Source organism: Maricaulis maris MCS10 (assembly GCF_000014745.1).
GTDB lineage: Bacteria > Pseudomonadota > Alphaproteobacteria > Caulobacterales > Maricaulaceae > Maricaulis > Maricaulis maris_A.
In genome coordinates this window covers 2,059,197-2,081,531 of sequence record NC_008347.1, presented here as the reverse complement: position 1 = coordinate 2,081,531, position 22,335 = coordinate 2,059,197, and the positions used below count along the sequence as shown (strand labels likewise).

Genomic DNA, 22,335 nt, shown 5'->3' with positions numbered 1-22,335 from the left:
TGCCCAAGGGCCGCCTGATGCATGCCCGGGCCGGACCGGACCGCGTTCGGGGACTGGCGGGCGGGCAGAATTGGTTTAGAAAGCAGGCCGAAGCAAAAGCCAGCAATCGACCGGTTGATCATGATCCCTGAAAACCCCCGCATCCTCCTGACCAATGATGACGGCATTCGAGCCCATGGGCTCAAAGTGCTCGAGAAGATCGCGCGCCAGTTGTCCGACGATGTCTGGATCGTGGCGCCGGCCGAGGAGCAGTCCGGGGCCGGGCGGTCGCTGTCGCTGCATGATCCGTTGCGGGTGCGCCGTTTTGACGAGCGCCGCATGTCGGTGTCGGGCACGCCGACCGATTGTGTGCTGATGGGCATCCAGGACCTGATCCCGGGCAAGCAGCCCGACCTCGTCCTGTCCGGCGTCAATCGCGGCCAGAACATTGCCGAGGATGTGACTTTTTCCGGCACGGTGGCCGGCGCCATGCAGGGCATGCAGCTGGGCATTCCGTCGGTGGCGCTGTCGCAGGCCTATGGCTTTGGCAAGGACGACCCGATCCAGTGGGAAACGGCAGAGATGTATGGCGCGCCGATCCTGCGTCGCCTGTTCGATCTGAAATGGCCGGACGATGTGCTCATCAACATCAACTTCCCGGACCGCAAGCCAGGCGATGTCGAAGAGGTCGAGGTCACCCGCCAGGGTCGCCGTGACCAGCATATCCTGCATGCTGAACACCGGGTCGATCCGCGCGGGATGGATTATTACTGGCTGGCCTTCAAGGGCCTGTTGTCCAATCCGCCGGACGGGGTCGATCTGCGCGCGATCTATGACGGCAAGATTTCGGTCACGCCGCTGCACATGGACCTCACCCATGGCGAGACGCTGGGCAATCTGAAGCGCATGCTTGGCGGCGTGCCGCCCAAGTCCTGATTCAAGGCCACGCCCGGAGGGTTGCCGCGCATGCAATTGCCAGATCCCCGCATGATCCAGCTCGTGATGAGCCTGCGTGGCGGTGGTGTGACCGATGCCAAGGTCATGGGCGCGCTGGAACGCACGCCACGCCATCTGTTCGTGCCGCAGCGTTTTGGCGACCAGGCCTATGATGACCGGGCCCTGCCGATCGATTGCGGCCAGACCATCTCGCAGCCGCTGATCGTGGCCCTGATGACCCAGGCGCTGAAACTGGATGATCGCTGCAAGGTGCTCGAGATCGGTACCGGCTCGGGCTATCAGGCCGCCGTCCTGGCGCGCCTGGCGCGGCGGGTCTATTCGGTCGAGCGGTATCGCACCCTGTCACGTGAGGCCGAGGCTCGCTTCGAAGCGATGCGATTGACCAATATCGTCACCCGGATCGGGGATGGCACCCAGGGCTGGCCCGAACAGGCACCATTTGACCGCATCATCCTGACAGCCTCCGCGCCAACACGTCCCGACGTCATTCTCGAACAGCTCAAGGATGGTGGCATTGCCGTGGCCCCGGTCGACCGGGAAAACCGACAGGTCCTCGTGCGTTATGCCCGGCATGGCGATGACATCACCGAAACCGATCTGATGGATGTGCGGTTCGTGCCGCTGGTAAAGGGCGAGGCGCGCGCTTTGTAACGCGCATTGTAAGCGGTGATCTCGGCGAAATGTGCTAGAGTGCGGCGATGGGCGTCAAGTACGAACACCTTGAGACAGACCGGTTGGTCTTTCTGACTTTGACCGGTCTGCCGACGCGAACGGATCATGCCGTATTTACCAGACGGGTCGCGGCGCAGGTCCGGTCGGGGCAGGCGCGTGGCGTGGTCATTGATGCCTCCGCCGCCGAATTGCCGACCCGGCAAAGCTTTTCCCGCGAGATTTGGGAAGATTTCCTCGCCGAAATCGGGGAGTGCCCCTTTGCCTATGTGCCACCGGTCGGACATGACAATGCGGAGCGCCAGGCAATGATCCAGGGCCTTCTGGATGAATGGGGGGCCTGCTTCACGACATCCGAAAGCGCGGCCGATGCCCGCGCCTGGTGCCTTGCGCAATTGGCGGACAGCTCACGCTGATCCGGCGGGATCGCCAAGGTTCACATTAATTCTGCATCAGGAACGGGCAGGGCGTCGTGTGGATAACCGCCGGTTAAGCCTTCTCTGGCTTGATGGCCGCGGAAATCCTGTCGGAGGTCGAGCCTGAAATGCGTGTCACGTCCCTGATCTGCCTCGTTGCGGTGGTGAGTGCGAGCCTTGCGGCCTGTGCGACCAATCCGCGTGAGCCGGCCCGGGTCGACTATCGCAGTTTCGGCAATGGATCCAACACATCTTCGTCTTCGTCGTCCTCGCGTTCACCCCAACGCGGCACGATGAATTGTGGCTCCGGCTATACCGTGCGGACCAATGACACCCTGTCCGAGATTGCCGAGCGTTGCGGCGTCGGCATGTCGGACCTGGCCAGCACCAATGGTCTCAATGCGCCCTATACGCTGCGCGTCGGGCAGACCATTTCGATGCCGCGGCCGCCGGTTCATGTGGTCCAGCGTGGCGAGAATCTGTACCGGATAGGCCTGCGATATGGCGTGCCTTTCCAGCAGCTTGCCAATCATAATGGCATCGGCGCACCGTTCGAGATCGAGGTCGGGCAACAAATTCGCCTGCCCAATGGCGCCCGGGTCGCCAGTACATCGTCGGGTGGGTCTTCGCGCGCACCAACGACATCGTCGAACAGGGACCGCTATACGCCGCCGCCGGCCGAGGCCGGAGCGCCCAGCTTTGACTGGCCGGTTCGCGGTTCGGTCCTGGCCAGTTTCGGTCGTCGTCCCAATGGCGAGCGCAATGACGGTATCAATATCGAAGCGGCCGCCGGTGCCGATGTGCGCGCGTCGGCGCCTGGCCAGGTTGTCTATGCCGGCAGCGAGCTGGCCGGCTATGGCCAGCTGGTACTGGTCCGCCATTCCGGCGGCTTTGTAACGGCCTATGCCCATAATTCCCGGCTTCTGGTGCGCGAAGGCGACCAGGTCAGCCGCGGCCAGGTCATCGCCCAGGCCGGTGCGACCGGTACGGTGGACCGCCCGCAGGTCCATTTCGAGATCCGCTCCGGTGTGAACCCGGTCGACCCGATGTCCTATCTGCGCTGACCGCGGATGGGCCGGGTGTGCCTTTGCGCACACAGATGCAGCCTGATCCAACAGCCGACCCTTGTTGCAACCAAGGCCCGTGCCGATATAGTCCCGCGCATTCGAATTTCCGGGCGCCGACGCAATCATGTTGCGTTACGCACCCAGCAGCCGCGGAGCGCGCTTCTTCATGCAAGAATTTCTTCAATCCCCGATCCCGATGCTCGTCCTCATGGGCCTGGTCTTCTATTTCCTGCTCATCCGTCCGCAACAAAAGCGGATGAAAGAGCACAAGGAACTGATTGGCGGCCTCAAGCGCGGTGACGAAGTCATCACCCAGGGCGGCATGATCGGCAAGATCGCCAAGGTCTCCGACGAGGAAGTCACCCTCGACATCGGTGAAGGCGTGAAAGTCCGTATCGTCCGCTCGACCATTGCCGATGTGAAGGGCCGCACCGCGCCCAAGCCGGCCAATGACGCCAAGTCGGATACCAAGAAAGACGCCAAGAAGGACGACAAGGAAATCGGCTGAGCCGATTGCCCGTCATCCCTGATCGTCCCTGATCGTCCCTGACCAAGAGGCCGCGCTGACATGCTGCATTTCGGGCGTTGGAAACTGCTTTCCATATTCCTCATCACGCTGCTCGGCGTGATGTACACCATTCCCAATTTCGTGCCGGAAGAAGACCGGTTCACGATCAATGAGGTGGATGGTACGGCGACGCCCAAGGGCATCTGGCGTTTCATCCCGGCCGGGACGATCAATCTGGGCCTCGACCTGCAGGGCGGTTCGCACATCGTCTTTGAGGTCGACATGGACGAGGTGCGCGACGCCCAGCTGGAAACGCTGGCCTCCGACATCCGCACCACGCTGCGCGATGCGCCGCCGGTTCTGGCCCGCTCGGTCGCTGTAATCGGGGATGAAGTCGTCGTTCTGCTGGTCCGCCCGGAAGAGCGCGATACTGCGCTGGAGCGGATCCGTGAGCTCAATGCGCCGGTCACCACCGGGATCGGTCAGGTCGGTCTGTCCAACATGTATGATATCGGTGCGGACCCGTCTGACCCGTCGGCGATCCGGATCTCGGTGACCTCGCAGCAGTATGAATCCATCCGCAACCGCACACTGGAACAGTCGATCACGGTGATCCGTCGCCGTCTCGACGGGCTGGGCACCACCGACCCGACCATCGCCCGCTCCGGCGACCGCCGGGTCCTGGTGCAGGTGCCGGGTGCCGATGATCCGCAGGAGATCATCGACCTGGTCGGAACACAGGCGGCGATGAGCTTCCACATGGTCGACGAGAATGTCGATCCGGGCCCCAATGGCCAGGCACGTACACCGCCGGGCGTGACGGTCTATCCGATGGCCGATACCGGCGGCACCCAATGGCTGGCCGTCGAGACACGCCAGCGCCTGACCGGTGAGAACCTCAACAGTTCCAATGTCACAACCCATCCGAGCTATGTGGGACCCGTGGTCGGCTTCCGGCTCGACACGCAGGGCGCCCTGATTTTCGGCGAGCTGACCCGGGCCAATCGTGGCCGTCGTTTTGCCATTGTGCTCGACAATGAAATCATCACCGCACCGACGATCAACGAACCGATCCTGTCAGGGTCCGGGGTGATCGGCGGCAGCTACACCTATGAGACGGCCAACCAGCTCGTGATCCTGCTCAATGCCGGTGCCCTGCCGGCCTCGCTGACGCCGGTCGAGCAACGGGTCGTTACCGGTACGCTGGGTCAGGACCAGGTGGAAAGCGGCAAGCTGGCCATCATGATCGGTTTCGCCCTGGTCATCGTCTTCATGGTTGCCATGTATGGCGTGTTCGGCCTGTTCTCGACCATGGCGCTTCTGGTCAATGTCGTCCTCATCCTGGGCGGCCTGTCGGGGCTTGGCATGACGCTGACCCTGCCGGGTATTGCCGGTATCATCCTGACGATCGGCATGGCGGTGGACGCCAATGTGCTGATCTATGAGCGGATCCGCGAGGAGGTGTTGAACAATCGCACCCCGGTGCAGGCTCTACAGGCTGGCTACGAGCGAGCCTTGGCGGCCATTCTCGACGCCAATATCACCACCTTCATCGCTGCTGCCGTGCTCTACATGCTCGGTGCCGGTCCGGTGCGGGGTTTCGCGGTGACGCTGGGTATCGGCATCATCACCTCGGTCTTTACGGCCTTCGTCGTCTCCCGCCTCCTGGCGGTTCTCTGGTTGCGGGCGTTCAAGCCCAAAAAGCTGCCGCTTTAAGGGGAGGAAACGAACATGACCCTCGCACTCGTCAAATACCTGCCGACCTCCGGCAAGATCCCCTTCATCCGCGCTCGCTGGATCGCCCTCGCGGTATCCGGCCTGTTCATCCTGTTCTCGATGTTCGAGTTCGCCACCGTCGGCATCAATTTCGGCATTGATTTTCGCGGTGGTATCCAGACCGAAGTCACGGCGCTGAACACCACCTCGATCGAGGATCTGCGGTCAACCGCGAACGGCCTCGATCTCGGGGAGGCGCGCGTCCAGGGCGCCGGCTCGGTCGGCGATGACCGCACCACCTATCTCATCTCCCTGCCGCTGCAGGCGGGCGAGGGGCTGGAAGGTGAAGCGGCGCAGAACACGGCTCGACAGGCGCTGGAAGCGGCACTGACGACGACCTTCCCGGATATCCAGATGCGCGGCACGACAGTGATCGGCGGCGCCGTCTCGGGCGAGCTGATCGTGACCGGATTTACTGCCATTGGTATCGCGCTCTTCCTGATGCTGGTCTACATCTGGTTCCGCTTCGAGTGGCAGTATTCGGTTGGCGCCATTGTCGCCCTGACCCATGACGTCATCGCCACGATCGGCATGTTCTCGCTGACCCAGATGACGTTTGACCTGGCCACGGTCGCGGCCATCCTGACCATTGTCGGCTACTCGATGAACGACACCGTGGTGGTCTATGACCGGATCCGCGAAAACCTGCGCAAGTACAAGCGCAAGCCGCTTCAGGAAGTCCTCGACCTGTCGATCAATGACACGCTGTCACGGACCATCCTGACCTCCGTGACGACGCTGGTGGCGCTGATCTCGCTCTACCTGATCGGTGGCACGGCCCTGAAGGGCTTCGCCTTCGCGATGATCTGGGGCGTGATGATCGGTACCTTCTCGTCGATCTTCGTCGCCGCGCCGATCCTCTTGTTCACCAATGTCCAGCGCGAAAGCAATGACAGCTGATCAGGTCCGGCCGGGTGCAAACCCGGCCGGACTATCCTGAGACGCGAATAAGCCGTAATTTCTCCCCGATGACAGACTGATTCTGACATTGGGGAGGGATTATAATGGCTGCAATTCTCAGCAATCTACGCACGACTGTGATCGTGTCTTTCGTACTCAGCGCGATTTATCTGTGCGCCTATGTGGCAACCGGCGGAATCGCGCTTGACGGTGCTTTCTGGCAGGCATTTGCCCGCTGGACCCATGTGGTCTCCGGCATCATGTGGATCGGACTGCTCTGGTACTTCAACTTCGTGCAGATTCCGAACATGCCCAATATTCCGGATGACCAGAAACCGGCCATCGGCAAGGTAATCGCGCCGGCTGCCCTGTTCTGGTTCCGATGGGGTGCGGCCTTCACGGTCCTGACGGGCCTGACGGTTGCCGGGCTGCGGGGTTACTCGATGGAAGTACTGAGCCTTGGCTTGGCGGCTGATGTTTACTCGCCGCAGTATTCCTTCATCGGTATCGGCATGTGGCTGGCGATCATCATGGCGGCCAATGTCTGGTTCGTGATCTGGCCCAACCAGAAAATCGCGCTGGGCATGGTCGAGGCCGAGGCCGACGCCAAGCCGAAAGCAGCCCGCACGGCGATGCTGTTCTCGCGCACCAACACGCTCTTGTCCTTCCCGATGCTGATCGCGATGGCCATGGCGCAGACGGTCTTTGGCTAGCACAAGGCCGCCAATGTTGACCTGAAACGTTCAGGGCCCGCCGATAACCGGCGGGCCCTGTTCACGTTCGGGGGGTACGTGAGCATCCGAGCCCGCGAGGTAGGGAGGGGTTGCGGCCCGTTGCCTGTCTGTAACGCACCTGGCAGCGCCTTTCCGTCGCCCGTGCCTGAAAAATATTTTCAGGCGTCAGTCGAAGGCGAAACTGGCATACACCATCGGCCGGAAAATCCGCAGCGTGCGCGGCTCGGGCCGGTATTGGGACGGCTGGATCTGGGTCATGATCACCGCTGCCGTACCCGTCGCCGGGCTGACGAAGAAATCGGTGTCGAAAAATCCGCCCCAGCTGAGATCGCCCGGCACACCGGCCGGCTGCTGGTCTTCAACCGGTGGCAGGACGACATCCATGCCCAGTGCGAAGCTGCGACCACCCCAGTCGCCGGTCTGGTCGGCCGTGACGTGCGGCCTGGCGAGGATGGCAAAGGTCTCCGGCGTGATCAGCTGGACATCGCCCAGCGCGCCGCCATTGGCGAGCAACATCGCAAAGCGGATATAGTCCGACGCCGTCGAGACCAGTCCGCCGCCGCCGGACGGCCAGTCCGGACTGCCGAACTCGTAATAGACCATGCTGCCGTTCTCATCATGCACATAGAGCGGCGCCAGCCCGGCTTCATCGAAATCGACATCGCTGAAAAAGAAACCGGTCGAGTTCATGCCCAGCGGCGTGAAGATCTCGCTTTCCAGGAAGGTGTTGAGCGGCATGCCGCTGACCACCTCGATGACCCGTCCGGCCACGTCCAGCCCGTAGGAATACTGCCAGACATCGCCGGGATCATTGTAGAGCGGCAGGGCGGCAAGGCGGTCGATGCGGGCGGCAAGGTCACCCTCGCCGGAATAGAGCGAATTCTCCAGATAGAGCTGACCGAGATCGCTCTCGGCCTCGAAGATATAGCCAAGCCCTGCCGTATGGGTGAGCAGGTGCTCGATGGTCATCACGGCATCGGGGGCGCGGGTCTCGATTTCGCCGGCCTCATTGGCCATCGGCGAGACGGCGACACGGACATCGGCGAAGGCCGGAATGTAGTCGCTGACCGGATCGTCCAGGGATATCTCGCCGCGCTCGACCAGCATCATGATGGCCATGGCCGTGACCGGCTTGGTCATCGAGGCGATGCGGACCGGGGTGTCGACGGTGAAAGGTATGTGATTGGTAAGGTCGGCTTCGCCAGCCTCGGATGTGTAGGCGATACGGTCACCGCGGGCGATGATTGCCGCATAGCCGGGGCGCGCACCTTCTGTCGCCAACGCGTCCAGGCGAGCATCGAGTGCAGAAAGTGCAGCCGGATCAAAGCCCAGCGCCGCGGGGTTTTCGACAGTCTGGATGTCTTGCGCCTGGAGCGGCGCAGTGACGGCCAGCATGGCCGTCGAGACCAGCGCGAGCGCTGCCATGGCTTGTTTGAACGCCATCTAACCTTCCCTTCGGGATATGTGTTTATCGACCGAGGGGAAGGTTAGGACGCGAGCGGCGCTCTGACGAGAGCCTTATTGGGCTGCGGCGAGGTTTTCAGCCGCAAATTCCCAGTTCACGAGCTTGTCGAGGAAGGTCGTGATGTAGTCCGGGCGACGGTTCTGGAAGTCGAGATAGTAGGCGTGCTCCCAGACATCCATGGTCAGCAACGGCGTGACGCCATCCTCGGTGAGCGGTGTCTCGGCGTTCAGCGTCTTGCGGACTTCCAGCTTGCCACCGGCCAGAACCAGCCAGGCCCAGCCGGAGCCGAACTGCGTTGCGCCGGCATCGGCAAAAGCTGTCTTGAAGGCGTCCAGCGATCCGAAGTCACGGTCGATCATCGCGGCGAGGTCGCCAGACGGGGCTCCACCACCATTGGGGCGCATGGACTGCCAGTAGAAGGTGTGGTTCCAGATCTGGGCGGCATTGTTGAAAATACCCGCCTTGGCGCTGTTACCGGCGGTCTTCTTGATCACGTCTTCCAGGGACAGGGCGGCCAGATCGGTGCCCTCGACCAGACCGTTCAGCTTGCCGACATAGGCGTTGTGATGCTTCCCGTGGTGGAAATCGAGCGTCTGGGAGGAGATATGGGGGGCCAGCGCATCCTTGGCGTAGGGCAGATCGGGCAGGGTGAAAGCCATGGAAACCTCTTACAGTGACGTGGTCGGGATGGATGAAGGCCCGGCGGGCCGTTTTCATGCCCGCACATATGGTGTGGTTGGCGGCCATGTCCACCGGGGAGACGCATGATGGGGTCAGAAATCGACAGCCTGCTGCGCAATGCGGACCCGGATCGGTATCTGTGCGCCATGTTTGCGCAACCTGACCAGCGAGCGGCGTTGCTGGCACTTTACGGACTTGAACACGAGCTGGCCCGTGTCGCCCTTTCGCCGTCGGAAAGCCTGATCGGTGAAATTAAGCTGATCTGGTGGCGTGATGCCGTGACCGATCTGGGCGCCAGCCCGCCCAAGGTGCGTCGTCATGAGGTGACCGAAGGGCTGGCCCGTCTGGGGGATCGGATCGGCCCGTCTGATTTGATGCCGCTGATCGATGCCCGCTTTGACGATATCTCGGCACGCCCCTTTGCTGACCTGGATGATGTGCTGGCGCATGTGGATGCCACCGCGGGGGTGTTGGTGCGCCTGTCCTTGCGGCTGGTGGGAGCCTCGGACAGCGTCTCGCCCGGGCTGATGCGTGCGGCCGGGCGCGCCTGGGGGCTGACCGGGCTGCTTCGGGCCTTCCCGCAGCGCGCCCGGATCGGTCGGGCTCCGGTGGGCGCCGACGAGTTGGCGCGCCAGGATGCCACCCCCGCAATGCTGGCCCAGGGTCTGGGAAGCGAGAAGATCGCAGCGGCACGCCAACCGGTCATCGAGGCCGCCCGGGCTGCCTGCGAGACCGTTATGTCCTCCGGGCCCTTGCCGGCCGAGGCTGTGCCGGCGATTGGCTATTGCCGTCTGGCTGCAACCTATCTCGACCGATTGCCGGCCGGTCCGTACCAGATCGCACCGGACCTCAACCCGCTCGGCCGCCGCCTGCGACTGACCTGGCTGGCTTTGACCGGTCGATAGACAGCGGCAGGGTCTTGCGTCCCGCACCCGCTCGCGTTCAACATGGGCGCAACCAAGGAGACGACCCATGCACCACGCGCTGATCACCGGAGCCAATCGCGGACTGGGGCTGGAGCATGCCCGGCAATTGCTCGAGCGTGGCTGGCATGTCAGCGCTGCGGTGCGCTCACCCGGAGATGCTGCCGAGCTGGCCGCATTGCCCGTCGGTGACGGCAAGCTGGACCTGCACGCCTATGACGCGGCCGATCCGGACAGCGCTGCGGCGCTCGCGAAAGCGGTGACCGGTCCGGTCGACCTGTTGTTCGCCAATGCCGGCAAGATGGCACCCGAGACCCGCCAGTTCGGCAGCGCCGCCGGTGCCGCCATGCTGGAAGAGTTCAAGGTCAATTCCATCGCGCCGCTGGCGCTGGTCGAGGCCTTTGTTGATCAGGTTGCCGCGTCGGAAATGAAAGTGATCGCCCTGCAATCATCCCGCATGGGCTCGATCCGCGACAATGGCAGCGGCGGTGGCTATGGCTATCGCGCTTCGAAGGCAGCCCTCAATGCCATCGGCAAATCGCTGAGCATTGATCTCAAGGATCGCGGCATTGTCGTGCTGACGCTTCACCCCGGCTGGGTGAAAACCGACATGGGCGGCCCCAATGGCCAGCTCACCGTACAGGAATCGGTGTCGGGTCAGCTCGACCTCATCGCCCGTGCCTATGGCAATCCGGTGATGAGCGGCCGTTTCTACCACGTGTCCGGCCAGGACCTGCCCTGGTAGGCAGGCTCAGCCGGCCTGCCAGTCCGCCAGATCGCTCAGCGCGCGTGCTGACATCGCAGCCTTGCGGGCCGGGGTCTTGGCCTTGCCCTTGATGCGATTGCCGTCGGCATCGACGGTGGGCTGCTCGATCGGCGGGAACAGGCCGAAATTGACATTCATCGGCTGGAAGGACCCCTTGCCGGAGATCAGGTGTCCGCCGGTGACATGGCCGATCAGCGCGCCCAGCGCTGTGGTGGCCGGTGGCGGGGTCAGGCTGGCGCCCAACCGCTCTGCAGCGGCGTAGCGACCGGCCAGAAGGCCCATCGCCGCGCTCTCGACATAACCTTCGACACCGATCAGCTGGCCGGCGAAACGCAGGCGCGGCTGGCTCTTCAGGCGCAATTGCGCGTCGAGGAGTTTGGGTGAGTTGAGGAAGGTGTTGCGGTGAATGCCGCCAAGACGGGCAAAGCGCGCCTCCTCCAGGCCCGGGATCATGCGCAGCACCTCGCCCTGGGCGCCGTATTTCATCTTGGTCTGGAAGCCGACGAGATTGAACAACGTGCCCAGCGCATTGTCCTGGCGCAGCTGGACGATGGCCCAGGGCTTCACGGTCGGATTGTGCGGATTGGTCAGGCCGACCGGCTTCATCGGGCCGTGACGCAGGGTCTCGCGGCCGCGCTCGGCCATCACTTCAATGGGCAGGCAGCCATCGAAATAGGGGGTGTTGGCCTCCCATTCCTTGAACTCGGTCTTTTCAGCCGCGATCAGCGCATCGATGAAGGCCTCATACTGGTCCCGGTCCATCGGGCAGTTGAGATAGGCCTTGCGCTCGGCGTCCGTGTCGCCCTTGTCATAGCGCGACTGGAACCAGGCCTTTTCGGTGTTGACGCTGTCGCGATAGACGACCGGGGCGATGGCATCGAAGAAGGCCAGCTCGCCTTCACCGGTCTCTTTCAGGATGGCCTCGGACAGGCTTTCCGAGGTCAGCGGGCCGGTGGCGATGATGACGCTGTCCCAGTCTTCCGGCGGCAGGGCCGGGATTTCCTCGCGACTGATGGTGACCAGCGGGTGCTCGGAGAGCTCCTTGGTGACCGCCTGCGAAAACACATCGCGATCAACCGCCAGCGCCCCGCCGGCGGGCAGGCGGGCCGCATCGCCCTGACGCAGGATGATCGAGTCGAGACGGCGCATCTCCTCGTGCAGCAGCCCGACCGCATTGGTGCGGTGATCATCCGAACGGAAGGAGTTCGAGCACACCAGCTCGGCCAGCCCGTCCGTGTGGTGGGCATCGGTACCCTTCACGCCGCGCATCTCGTGCAGGATGACGGGAACGCCTTGGGAGACGAGCTGCCAGGTCGCTTCGGAGCCGGCCATGCCGCCGCCGATGACGTGAATGGGTTTCATCGCTTGATCTGTCATGCGCGGCATATCGAACCGGGGGGCGGGGGAGTCAAGCGGCGTAGGGCAGGGATGGGGCTGTTCAGCTTGACCGGTCGTGGCTGGCGGACGATAAAACCGATCAACGGGGAGTTGTGCTATGAAGCGTTTGGTCAGTTTGTTGGTCGCGTTGTCGATGACTGCCTTGGCCGACGCGCAAGAATTGCCCGCTGCGGTTTCGGACGCCTATCTGCGCTATGAGGCGGCTCTTGAACAGGCCGATTTCCCGGCGGCGAGTTTGGCGGCAGAAGCGGCATATGCCGAAGCACAGGCGGCCGCGATTGATCCCGAAATTCAGCTGACGCTTGGCCTCAACGCTTTGGCGATGGCACCGGCACGCGGACGTGGACTCGGGCTGGTGGAAATTGTCGAGTCCGCCGCCGAGCTGGCCAGGCTCGCGGGCGAGCCGGAATTGGCCCGTGATGTATATCTTCAGGGCCTTTCCGCAGCTCATCAGGCTGAAAACACTGTCGCATTCCTGGTTCTGCAAGACCCGTTGATCGAGGTGTTGGCCGCCGGCCCGATCCTGAGTGACCGGGAACGCGAACGCCTGTTCAGCAGTGTATATCCGAACATATTCTCCGAGCCGCTGTCGGACGGGCTGCGCATGGAGTTGGAGATGGAACGCTCGACGGCGCTCTCCAACCTTACAGATCCGGTGCGACTGGCGAACCTCACGCTGATCCTGCGACGAGACGCGATGCTTCGCGAAAATCGCAGCACGGCCCTGGAACTCACGGATCAGGCTGTGCAGGCGATCGATCGATCCACAGCGGACGGAATGCGGGCTTTGGCGGCACTGGTCGCCGGGCTGGCCGATATACTTGTGACGGACGGGCAGGGCCTGCCCGATGCGCTGTCATCGATGGCGCCGGAAACGCAATCCGTATTGTGCGCTGACCTCGCCAGCAGGCCTGTGCCCGTCGGACCATGGGAGGAAGTCCGGGTCCCCTTGCGCTCGGTTGAACGCGGCCAGCTGGGCGGCGTCGCCCGGGTCGAATTCAGTGTTCAGGATGGCGAGTTTGTCGAGCTTGGCCCGGATCCGCAAACATCGCCGCGGCGTGACAGTCGGCTCGTGCGGGCGATTGACCGAAACCTCTCCCGGACAGAATTCCATACGGACTGCGAAGGCGTGCCTGTCACGATGACTGGCTTGTTTCGTGTCGCCTTTACAGGGGCGGTCGATGGTCGCCGCGGGGCGGCAACGCAGTTGTCCTTTCGGTTGCTGCAGTCGATCAGGCCAGTGCCGATCCCCCCCGTTGAAAACCAGGATTGATAAAGAGGCATTTGCGATGAAACAGGTTTTGATTGCGTCCCTGACGCTCCTGGCCTCGGCCACCACGGCGTTGGCTCAGGACGAGGCATTGCCGCAAGACGTTGCGTCGGCCTATCTCGACTATCAGGCCGCCCTGGAAGTGGGTGATGCCATGGCCCTGCTCGACGCGGGGCGTCGGGCGTACGAAGCCGGTGATGAGGCCGATATTGATCGCGCCACCTTGGCGACGCTGGCCGAGAATTACGGTTTTGCCGCGTCCTTGAACGCTGATTACGAGTCGGCGCAAGAGGCCTGGCGGATAGCGGGGCGCTTGTCCGACCGTGCCGATGTCGATCCGGTCGAGCGTGCCTGGCGATGGCACAATGCGGCACTGGTAGCCCTGCATAATCAGGATAGAAATGACGCCTATTCCTGTTCACGCAATGCTGCCAACGCGTTGGAAGAGCTCGGCGATGACCTTGGTGCTGCGACTGAATTCGCTGGCGATGCCTTCCTGACCCGGGCCGCATTGGCTATTGGCCGGGGCCGGCTCGATGATGCCGGCGATGCCGCGGTGCAATCTGTCGCAGCCTTCGAGGCCAGTCTGGATGCGCCCAGTCAGAGCTATGCCCTGGCCCTGTTCTATGCCGGAATCGCGCAGACTCTGGACCGTGAATTTGAGGACGCGACCTATTCGCTGCATGTGGCCAGGGATGTGCTGGCTGAGGTCGCGCCCGACCATGTCGACACGGCGACCCTGCGAGCGGCGTATACATCGGCCCGCCTGAACCTGTTCGAGCATGATGAAGTCGGGACCCGTGAAGCCCTCGACCGGCTTGAGGCCCGATTGGCGGCTAATCCCTTCCACCCCGCCCTGCCAGCGACTGACGAGCCGGATATCGGGTCCGATCCGAACGATGAATCCGAGCCGGAGGCCTGCTGCGACGCCGAACCGATCAGCCGACGCATGCCCAACTATCCGCGCGATGCCGCCTACTCGAATCTCGATGGTGTGGTCTATGTCAGCTTCGACGTGACCGCGACCGGCCGGACCCGGAATATCCGCATTATCGGATCCTTCCCGCCGGCCATTTTTGATGCGACTTCGGTCAGTGCGGTTGAGGACTGGCGCTATGAGCCGGCCACGCGCGATGGCGAGCCGGTCCTCAGGGAGGGTGTGGAAACCCGATTCGACTTTCGCATGCAGCGCTGACGCGACCGCTCTGATTGTGTGTGGTTTGCCATTGGGGCCGTAAGTGGAGGAAGCGATGAAACAGGTTTGGATTGCGTCGCTGACCTTCGTGGCCTCGGCGACCACGGCGTTGGCTCAGGATGAGGCATTGCCGCAAGCGGTCGGTGACGCCTATCTGGCCTATGAATCGGCCTTGGCGTCGAATGACCATGAGGCCGCGTCTGAGGCGGCTGAACTCGCTTGGCGGGCGGCGCAGGATGCGCGAATTGATCGAGCGCTCATTGGCGTCCTGGCGGCGAATTACGGGGATATGGCCGAGGCGCAGGGGGATCATGCGGCGGCATATGAAGCACGGCGCGAAGCCGCCGAAATCGCCGAGCGGCTCGGTGACCCGGCACGCGACCGTTTCCGGCTCTGGTACAATGCCGCCAGCTCTGCCTATCTGGCAGGCGATTACTCGGACGCATACCGGTGTGCCGAGCGTGCCGACCGTCACCTGGCGGATAGTGACGCCGCTAGCGTTTCCGATTCAATGCGGGCGGATCATTACCTGCTGGCCGCGCAGACCGGCATTCTGGCGCGGCGGACGCGCGACGCGGCCAGCATGGCGGTTGCGGGATTGCCTCTGGTTCGCGAGCGTGATGGAGCCGGGAGCCTCAACTATGCCAACCTGGCGTTCATGAGCGGGGTCGGAGAGACTTTCCGGCGTGACTGGGTCGGGTGTAGCGTGCAGATGCGGCAGGCCTCGGCGGCCTATTCGGCGCTGGATCTGGAGACCAATCACCTTGTCGCCGAAGCTCTGCAGGGCATGTGCATCGCTTATGTTGATGAGGATGAACGCTGGGAGATGATTTCCCGCATCCAGACCTCCGACCATCCGGACCCGGACTATGACCAGGTAGACGCGCTGACCGGGGAGGTCCGGTGGCTCCGTCGCCACGTGCCAATCCCTGATTCGGAATGGTCGCAGCAATACCTGAGCGGCGCGATCACGCTGGAGTATTCGGTCGACCGGACCGGTGCTGCGACGGATATTGTGGTCGTGGAAAACACGCTTGATGAGGCCATCATACCGGTCGTCACGGAAGCGCTGGAGGGCTTCTGGTTCGAGCCGGATCGTGAAGGCCTGCAGAGAGGGGCGGTTCGTTTCGAGTTCGATCGTGGTCGCTATGTTGATCCGGACGAGACCGGGTTTCGGCCGGTCCCGCTTGTGCGGCGGGAGCCGGCGTATCCGTACCCTGCTGCACGGAGTGGGGAGGAAGGTATTACCGTCGTCCGTTTCTCCGTCGACGAGATGGGGCGGGTCAATGCGCCCGAGCTGATCTATGAAGTGCCCGCGGGTGTGTTTGGCGAGGTGACGCTGGAGGCGGTCGACAGTTGGACATACGCGCCGGTCGATCCGCTGATGCCGGCAGAGACACGCGACGGTCTTGTGACTTTTTTCCATTTCCGGCTGCGTGGATAGGGGGCGTTCCCTTTGCGACCGCGCGTCGCGCTTGATCCTGTCGGGCAGGGCGGTATCTCTGATCGCGAACCGATCGGAGCCGTCATGTCGAGCCAGCCCATTGCCATCCTGCCCAGCCTGTCTGCGGCCTATCGCCTGTTGTTGGCCAACTGGCAGCGCTTCGTGCTCGCCGGTCTGCCCTTCACGCTCGCCTATGCCATCAAGCTGTGGCTGGGCCAGATGGCCCAGTCGGCCGAATTGACCGGCTTCTGGCTGACCCTGGATGCCGTCGCGCTGATCGCGCTGACGGTGGGCAGCCTGGCCTTTTCGGCGATGGCTTTCAGACTCGCCGTGCGCGGTGAATATGACGGGCGTTTCGGCCTGCGGCTGTCGGCCGATGAATGGCGGTTATTCGTGGTCGCCATGCTGAATGCGGCGCTGGTGCTGATCGTGGCGCTGCTGGCGGCCATGTTCGCGATCGTGGTGTTTGGCACAGTCGCGGCCGGCGCGGTCGAACGGGCCGGTATCGACGCCCGCGAGGCCGGCATCGATCTGCCGATGGCGATGCAATATCTCACCACGGCCGACTGGGTTGCCGTTGGCGCGGTCAATGTGCTGGCCCTGCTCCTGGTCGGTTGGCTGGTGGCGCGGCTTTGCCTGTCATTTCCAGCGAGCTTCGCCCAGCGCTCGGTGCGCGTCCTCTCGGTCTGGTCTTTGAGCGAAGGGCAGGCCTGGCGGATCCTGGCGTCGATCGTGGCGGCCCTGGCGCCGCTGGTGATCGTCGAGATCGGTCTTTATGAGGCGGTCTGCGCCATCCTCGGCGAGCGGCCCCTGATGGTGCCGGTGGTGCTGGGCGAGGACTTGCTGACCGAAGGCGGCTTTGTCCGCATTCCGGAATATCTGCGTCTGACGGGCCTGTTTGCCATCTTCAACCTGCCGGTCGTGGCCGGGCTCTACGCGCATTTCCACACGCTGCGGGCGCCGGCTTCCGAGTAGCGGGACGAAGGGCGACCCGTTCCCGCTGGCGATTTCTCCCGCTTGCGTCATGATAATATCCTCGTGGTGCAGTGGAGGGGCAAATCATGGCCAGGCAGGAATTCGATATCGGCAAGGGAATCTTCTGGTTCTTCATCCGCTTTGGCGAAAAACCGGGCGGAGCCCTGTGGTTGTTCGCCTTCCAGGCAATCTGCGCAACCGCCTTGCTGGCACTGGGCGTGATGATGATGGGCCCGGCCTACATGAACCTGTTCGAGCTCATCGACGCCGATGCCGGCGGGCGGCTGAGTGACGCTGAAGCCATGCGATTGGTCTTCGACATCCTCATGCCCTTTCTCACCTATGGTTTCCTGATCATTCCGGCGTCCATCCTGTTCGCGGTCATGTTTCAGGCGGCGTGGTTGCGGTTTCTCACCAAGGGTGAGGTCAAGCCGGTTGTCCCCATCCGCCTGGGTGGCGACGAGATGCGGCTGATCGGCGTCAATCTGATGTATCTGGTTGTCGCTGCCGTCGCCTATTTCGGCGTGGCCACCGTGATTGGTTTCTTCGGCTTCGGCGCGATGATGATCGCCCATAGCGGCGGCGACTCGGCTGCCGTCGGTTTTGGTGGCGTATTGCTCGCCGGGCTGGCCATACTGGCCGTCCTCGTCGGCCTGGTGGTCCTGGGCGTCCGACTGGCTTCGGCTCCGGCACTGACCGTGCTCGATGGCCGCCTGCGCTTTTTCGAGAGCTGGGATGCCAGCAAGGGCGTGTTCTGGCACATGCTGGTCAGCTATATCGTCGCCTATGTCATCATGATGGTGATTGGCGGCACGATCGGCTTTGTCGTCCAGCTGGCCCTGTTCGCGGCCTTCTTCCCGGCGATCATCGATCTGGTCGAGCTTGCCGACCAGGGCAGTCATGTCGATCCTGACGCCTTCCTGGCCAGCCTTCAGGCCAGTCTCAGCCAGCCCGGAACGGTGATCGGCCTGATCGTTGGCTTCGTCCTGCTCTACGCCATCCAGGTCATGCTGGAAGCCGTCTGGCACTCGATCGGCGCCTATAACGCCGTCCGCGCCCGCAGTGGCGGTGAGGGTGAGCAGGGTGATGCACCGAAACTGGCCGCCGACCATCCGATGGGTGCCTCTCCCAGCGAGGGGTGACCCGTTCCGGCGTGGCGGTAGACGGCGGCCCCGCTGACTTGCAAGCCCGGTCGCCTTCTGCCTAACCTCCGGTCGAATAACGTTGCTTGCGGGCATCGCAGCTTCGGGCATCGGGGGACAGGCATGGCCGGACGGGAAATCTATTCGAAACGCGGGTTGCGGGCCCGGCGGACCTGGACAGCAGCGGCCATACCGATGGCAATTGCGCTGATTTTCGTCGGGGCGATCATCGGTGCGATTGCCGGGGTTTTTCTCGGCTATGTCTCGATGGACGGAACCTCGGATTACACTTGGCAGGGCCTCACCTACACGCTGATCGGCACATTTGCGCCGGGCGCCATCCTGGTCTTTCTCTGGGTCATCCTGTTCGAGCGTCGCTCGCTCGCTGCGATCGGCCTCAACGCAAATTTCCTCGGACGTTTCCTGCGCGGCTACGGTCTCGGACTGGGCTTTCTCGCGGTTGTCGTCGGCGGTATCTGGCTGCTGGGCGGCTATCAGGTTGAGGCTGGTGGATCGGTCGCCCTGGTGGTCCTGATCCCCGCAGCCTGGGTTCTGCTCGGCTTCATCGTGCAGGGATCGACGGAAGAGATTTTCATGCGCGGCTGGTTGATGGGCGTCATCACCTCGCGCCATGGCATTGCCTGGGGTGTGGTGGTCAATTCGGCGATTTTCTCGCTTCTGCACGGCGCCAATATAAAGATGTCGGCTGAGCTGGCCTTCGGTCTCGCCAACATCCTCCTGGTCGGCGTGATGCTGTCGCTCTACGCGATCAAGGAAGGCTCGCTTTGGGGCGTGTGCGGCTGGCATGCAGCGTGGAACTGGCTCCTGGCCTCGGGCTTCGGCCTGCCGGTCAGCGGCCATGACAGCCCGGTCAGCCCGATCCTGATCGATCTCGCCGACGCCCCCGACGCCGCCTGGTGGCTGACCGGCGGCGTGTTCGGCCCGGAAGCCAGCGCCGTGACGACTGTCGTCCTGCTGGCCGGAACGCTGTATTGGGCGTTCAAGGGCAAGGCGGCGGATTATGGGGTTGAGGTGGATGCGGCGCCGGCAGCGGCTGCCGACTAACCCGCCTTCTTCCGCAACTCCTTCGCCCGTTCCAGCATCGGCGCCAGGTAGCGGCCGGTCCAGCTGCGCTCAACCTTGGCGACGTCTTCCGGTGTGCCGACCGCGACCACTTCGCCGCCGCCATCACCGCCCTCGGGACCCAGATCGATCAGCCAGTCGGCGGTCTTGATGACGTCGAGATTGTGCTCGATCACCACGACCGTATTGCCGGCCTCGACCAGCTCGTGCAGGACTTCCAGCAGTTTGCGGACATCCTCGAAATGCAGGCCGGTGGTCGGCTCGTCGAGAATGTAGAGCGTCTTGCCGGTGGCGCGTTTGGAGAGCTCCTTGGAAAGTTTTACGCGCTGGGCCTCACCGCCGGAAAGCTGGGTCGCCGGCTGGCCGATCTTGATATAGCCCAGGCCGACGCGTTTCAGCGTTTCCATCTTGTCGCGCACGGCGGGCACGGCCTTGAAGAAGTCGGCGCCTTCCTCGACCGTCATGTCGAGCACGTCGGCGATCGACTTGCCCTTGAACTGGACCTCCAGCGTCTCGCGGTTGAAGCGTTTTCCGTGGCAGACATCACAGGGCACGAAGACATCCGGCAGGAAGTGCATCTCGATCTTCACCACGCCATCGCCCTGGCAGGCCTCGCAGCGTCCACCCTTCACATTGAAGGAGAAACGGCCCGGCTTGTAGCCGCGCGTCTTGGCTTCGGGCAGCTGGGCGAACCATTCGCGGATGGGGGTGAAGGCGCCAGTATAGGTGGCCGGGTTGGAACGCGGCGTGCGGCCGATCGGTGACTGGTCGATATCGATGACCTTGTCGAGCCGGTCCAGACCCTCGATCCGGTCATGCGGGGCAGGGACTTGCTGGGCCTTGGAGAGCTTTCGAGCGGCTGCCTTGTAGAAGGTCTCGATGGTCAGGGTCGACTTGCCGCCGCCGGACACGCCGGTCACGCAGGACATGACGCCAAGCGGGAATTCCGCGTCGACGGTCTTGAGATTATTGCCGGTCGCGCCGACGACTTTGACCATTCGCTTCTTGTCGATCTTGCGGCGCTTGGTCGGTACTTCGATGCGGCGTGTGCCCCGCAGATACTGGCCGGTCAGGCTGGCCGGATTGGCGATCACCTCTTCGGGCGTGCCGGCTGCGACGACTTCGCCGCCATGGACGCCGGCGGCAGGACCCAGATCGACGACATAATCCGCCGTCAGGATGGCTTCCTCGTCATGCTCGACAATGATCACCGTATTACCCAGATCGCGCAGCCCGCGCAGGCTTTCCAGCAGGCGGGTATTGTCGCGCTGGTGCAGGCCGATCGAGGGTTCGTCGAGGACATAGAGCACCCCGGTCAGGCCGGAACCGATCTGGCTGGCCAGGCGGATGCGCTGGCTCTCGCCGCCCGACAGCGTGCCCGATGCCCGGTCAAGCGTGAGATAGTCCAGCCCGACATCGACGAGGAATTTCAGACGCTCGCGGATTTCCTTGAGGATGCGTTCGGCGATCTGCTGTTGTTTCGGCGTCAGTGTGGCCTCGACCGCGCCGAACCAGTCGCGGGCAAGACGGATCGAGAGTTTCGAGGCGTCGGTGATGTCCTGGCCATCAATCTTGACGCAAAGGGCCTCCGGCTTCAGGCGCCGGCCGCCACAGGTCTCGCAAGGCTGGGCCGACTGGAAGCGGGCGAGGTCCTCGCGGACCCAGCTGCTGTCGGTCTCGCGCCAGCGCCGCTCCAGATTGGGGATGACGCCCTCGAACGGCTTTTGGGTCTCGAATTTCCGCAGCCCGTCCTCATAGACGAAGGTGACCTTTTCCTTGGTGCCGAACAGCACGATCTTGCGGAAAGGTTCCGGCAAGTCGCGCCAGGACTGGAACATGTCACCGCCGAAATGTCCGGCCAGCGCCTGCAGCGTCTGCTGGTAGAGTTTCGACGTCGCCCGGCTCCACGGCGCAATGGCGCCATCGGACAGGGGCTTGTCGCGGTCGGGTACGACGAGGTCCTCGTCGAACTTCAGCGACTGGCCGAGGCCGTCGCACTTGGGGCAGGCTCCGAATGGATTGTTGAACGAGAACAGGCGCGGCTCGATCTCCGAGATGGTGAAGCCGGAGACGGGACAAGCGAACTTCTCCGAGAAGATCATCCGTTCCGGCTTGCCCTTCTCGTCCTGGCGGTCGGCAAACTCGGCGACGGCGAGGCCCTCGGCCAGGCGCAGGGCGGTTTCCAGACTGTCAGCGAGGCGGCTTTCCATGTCCGGCTTGATGACGATCCTGTCCACCACCACGTCGATATCGTGCTTGAATTTCTTGTCGAGCGTGGGGGCGTCTTCCAGCGTGTAGAACTCGCCATCGACCTTGACCCGCTGGAAGCCGGCCTTCAGCCATTCGGCGAATTCCTTGCGGTACTCACCCTTGCGGCCGCGCACGACGGGGGCCAGCAGGTAGAGGCGCGAGCCGTCCTCGAGCGCGGTGAGGCGGTCGACCATCTGGCTGACGGTCTGGCTTTCGATCGGCAGGCCGGTGGCGGGCGAATAGGGCACGCCGACCCGGGCCCATAGCAGGCGCATATAGTCATAGATTTCGGTCACCGTGCCGACGGTCGAGCGCGGGTTCTTCGAGGTCGTCTTCTGCTCGATGGAGATGGCCGGCGACAGGCCTTCGATACTGTCCATGTCGGGCTTGGACATCAGCTCGAGGAATTGCCGGGCATAGGCCGACAAGCTCTCCACATATCGCCGCTGGCCCTCGGCATAGATGGTGTCGAAGGCGAGGGAGGACTTGCCCGAGCCGGACAGGCCGGTGAACACGATCAGCTTGTCGCGCGGCAGCTCGACGGAAACATCCTTGAGATTGTGCTCGCGTGCGCCCTGCACGCGGATTTTGTCGAGCGCCATGCCTTAGCCAGTCTCCGTTCGGTCGCACCTGTCGGTTGGGAATCGCAACCGGATCGGAACGTTAGGGGAACATCATGTCGCCTGTCCAGCGCACGACGCGATCCCGTTCAGATAGGACGGCGATGGTCCGGGGTC

The 22,335-nt window shown here is 63.3% G+C and carries 20 protein-coding genes; 16 read left to right on the top strand and 4 right to left on the bottom strand.

Features of this window, described 5'->3' with window-relative positions; all coding sequences use genetic code 11:
• The first annotated feature begins 120 nt into the window (after positions 1-120).
• The 8 genes from surE to MMAR10_RS09865 all read left to right on the top strand — a co-directional run bounded on the left by surE (position 121) and on the right by MMAR10_RS09865 (position 6,985).
• Complete coding sequence (gene surE / locus MMAR10_RS09900) at positions 121-915, top strand: 5'/3'-nucleotidase SurE (protein ID WP_011643841.1); 795 nt, start codon at positions 121-123, stop codon at positions 913-915.
• A 30-nt stretch (positions 916-945) separates the two neighbouring features.
• Entirely contained in the window at positions 946-1,587 is a 642-nt protein-coding gene (locus tag MMAR10_RS09895) for a protein-L-isoaspartate(D-aspartate) O-methyltransferase (protein ID WP_011643840.1), read from the top strand.
• 47 nt (positions 1,588-1,634) lie between these two features.
• Positions 1,635-2,021, top strand: a complete 387-nt coding sequence (locus tag MMAR10_RS09890; RefSeq protein ID WP_011643839.1) for a hypothetical protein — start codon at positions 1,635-1,637, stop codon at positions 2,019-2,021.
• Between the two features lie 128 nt (positions 2,022-2,149).
• Positions 2,150-3,085, top strand: a complete 936-nt coding sequence (locus MMAR10_RS09885) for a M23 family metallopeptidase (protein ID WP_190273911.1) — start codon at positions 2,150-2,152, stop codon at positions 3,083-3,085.
• Between the two features lie 169 nt (positions 3,086-3,254).
• Positions 3,255-3,596: a preprotein translocase subunit YajC gene (gene yajC, locus MMAR10_RS09880; protein WP_011643837.1), complete on the top strand. Its 342-nt coding sequence runs from the start codon at positions 3,255-3,257 to the stop codon at positions 3,594-3,596.
• Between the two features lie 60 nt (positions 3,597-3,656).
• Positions 3,657-5,312, top strand: a complete 1,656-nt coding sequence (gene secD, locus MMAR10_RS09875; protein WP_011643836.1) for a protein translocase subunit SecD — start codon at positions 3,657-3,659, stop codon at positions 5,310-5,312.
• Between the two features lie 15 nt (positions 5,313-5,327).
• Positions 5,328-6,272: a protein translocase subunit SecF gene (secF, locus tag MMAR10_RS09870; protein ID WP_011643835.1), complete on the top strand. Its 945-nt coding sequence runs from the start codon at positions 5,328-5,330 to the stop codon at positions 6,270-6,272.
• 104 nt (positions 6,273-6,376) lie between these two features.
• The gene (locus MMAR10_RS09865; protein ID WP_011643834.1) at positions 6,377-6,985 is read left to right on the top strand and encodes a urate hydroxylase PuuD; all 609 of its coding nucleotides are present in this window, start codon (positions 6,377-6,379) and stop codon (positions 6,983-6,985) included.
• A gap of 186 nt (positions 6,986-7,171) precedes the next feature.
• On the opposite strand, the gene MMAR10_RS09860 is transcribed toward MMAR10_RS09865, so the two are convergent.
• Positions 7,172-8,449 carry a serine hydrolase domain-containing protein gene (locus MMAR10_RS09860; RefSeq protein WP_011643833.1) on the bottom strand — a complete coding sequence of 426 codons (1,278 nt, stop codon included), beginning with the start codon at positions 8,447-8,449 and terminating at the stop codon, positions 7,172-7,174.
• 75 nt (positions 8,450-8,524) lie between these two features.
• On the bottom strand, positions 8,525-9,130 hold the full coding sequence (locus MMAR10_RS09855) for a superoxide dismutase (RefSeq protein WP_011643832.1): 606 nt from the start codon (positions 9,128-9,130) through the stop codon (positions 8,525-8,527).
• Positions 9,131-9,235: 105 nt separating this feature from the next.
• Between MMAR10_RS09855 and MMAR10_RS09850 the strand changes: the two genes are divergently transcribed.
• Together MMAR10_RS09850 and MMAR10_RS09845 are read left to right on the top strand one after the other, a co-directional pair.
• Positions 9,236-10,057 (top strand): phytoene/squalene synthase family protein, encoded by an 822-nt coding sequence (locus MMAR10_RS09850; RefSeq protein ID WP_011643831.1) that lies wholly within the window; start codon positions 9,236-9,238, stop codon positions 10,055-10,057.
• A 67-nt stretch (positions 10,058-10,124) separates the two neighbouring features.
• On the top strand, positions 10,125-10,820 hold the full coding sequence (locus tag MMAR10_RS09845) for an SDR family oxidoreductase (RefSeq protein WP_011643830.1): 696 nt from the start codon (positions 10,125-10,127) through the stop codon (positions 10,818-10,820).
• A 6-nt stretch (positions 10,821-10,826) separates the two neighbouring features.
• Here MMAR10_RS09845 and trmFO read toward each other — a convergent pair whose 3' ends face one another.
• Positions 10,827-12,227: a methylenetetrahydrofolate--tRNA-(uracil(54)-C(5))-methyltransferase (FADH(2)-oxidizing) TrmFO gene (trmFO, locus tag MMAR10_RS09840; protein ID WP_011643829.1), complete on the bottom strand. Its 1,401-nt coding sequence runs from the start codon at positions 12,225-12,227 to the stop codon at positions 10,827-10,829.
• A gap of 109 nt (positions 12,228-12,336) precedes the next feature.
• Here trmFO and MMAR10_RS09835 point away from each other — a divergent pair, with 109 nt between their 5' ends.
• The 6 genes from MMAR10_RS09835 (at position 12,337) to MMAR10_RS09810 (ending at position 19,330) form a co-directional block, all read left to right on the top strand.
• Positions 12,337-13,512 carry a hypothetical protein gene (locus tag MMAR10_RS09835; protein ID WP_011643828.1) on the top strand — a complete coding sequence of 392 codons (1,176 nt, stop codon included), beginning with the start codon at positions 12,337-12,339 and terminating at the stop codon, positions 13,510-13,512.
• Positions 13,513-13,528: 16 nt separating this feature from the next.
• Entirely contained in the window at positions 13,529-14,704 is a 1,176-nt protein-coding gene (locus MMAR10_RS16235) for an energy transducer TonB (protein WP_011643827.1), read from the top strand.
• A gap of 55 nt (positions 14,705-14,759) precedes the next feature.
• Positions 14,760-16,148 (top strand): energy transducer TonB, encoded by a 1,389-nt coding sequence (locus MMAR10_RS16230; protein WP_011643826.1) that lies wholly within the window; start codon positions 14,760-14,762, stop codon positions 16,146-16,148.
• 12 nt (positions 16,149-16,160) lie between these two features.
• Complete coding sequence (locus MMAR10_RS09820; protein ID WP_041636920.1) at positions 16,161-17,123, top strand: hypothetical protein; 963 nt, start codon at positions 16,161-16,163, stop codon at positions 17,121-17,123.
• An 86-nt stretch (positions 17,124-17,209) separates the two neighbouring features.
• A complete protein-coding gene (locus MMAR10_RS09815) occupies positions 17,210-18,265 on the top strand; it encodes a hypothetical protein (RefSeq protein ID WP_011643824.1) in 1,056 nt (351 codons plus the stop codon).
• A 123-nt stretch (positions 18,266-18,388) separates the two neighbouring features.
• Complete coding sequence (locus MMAR10_RS09810; RefSeq protein ID WP_011643823.1) at positions 18,389-19,330, top strand: CPBP family intramembrane glutamic endopeptidase; 942 nt, start codon at positions 18,389-18,391, stop codon at positions 19,328-19,330.
• Here MMAR10_RS09810 and uvrA read toward each other — a convergent pair.
• Complete coding sequence (gene uvrA, locus MMAR10_RS09805; RefSeq protein WP_011643822.1) at positions 19,327-22,200, bottom strand: excinuclease ABC subunit UvrA; 2,874 nt, start codon at positions 22,198-22,200, stop codon at positions 19,327-19,329. The two genes, MMAR10_RS09810 and uvrA, sit on opposite strands and share 4 nt — an antisense overlap.
• Between the last annotated feature and the right edge of the window lie 135 nt (positions 22,201-22,335).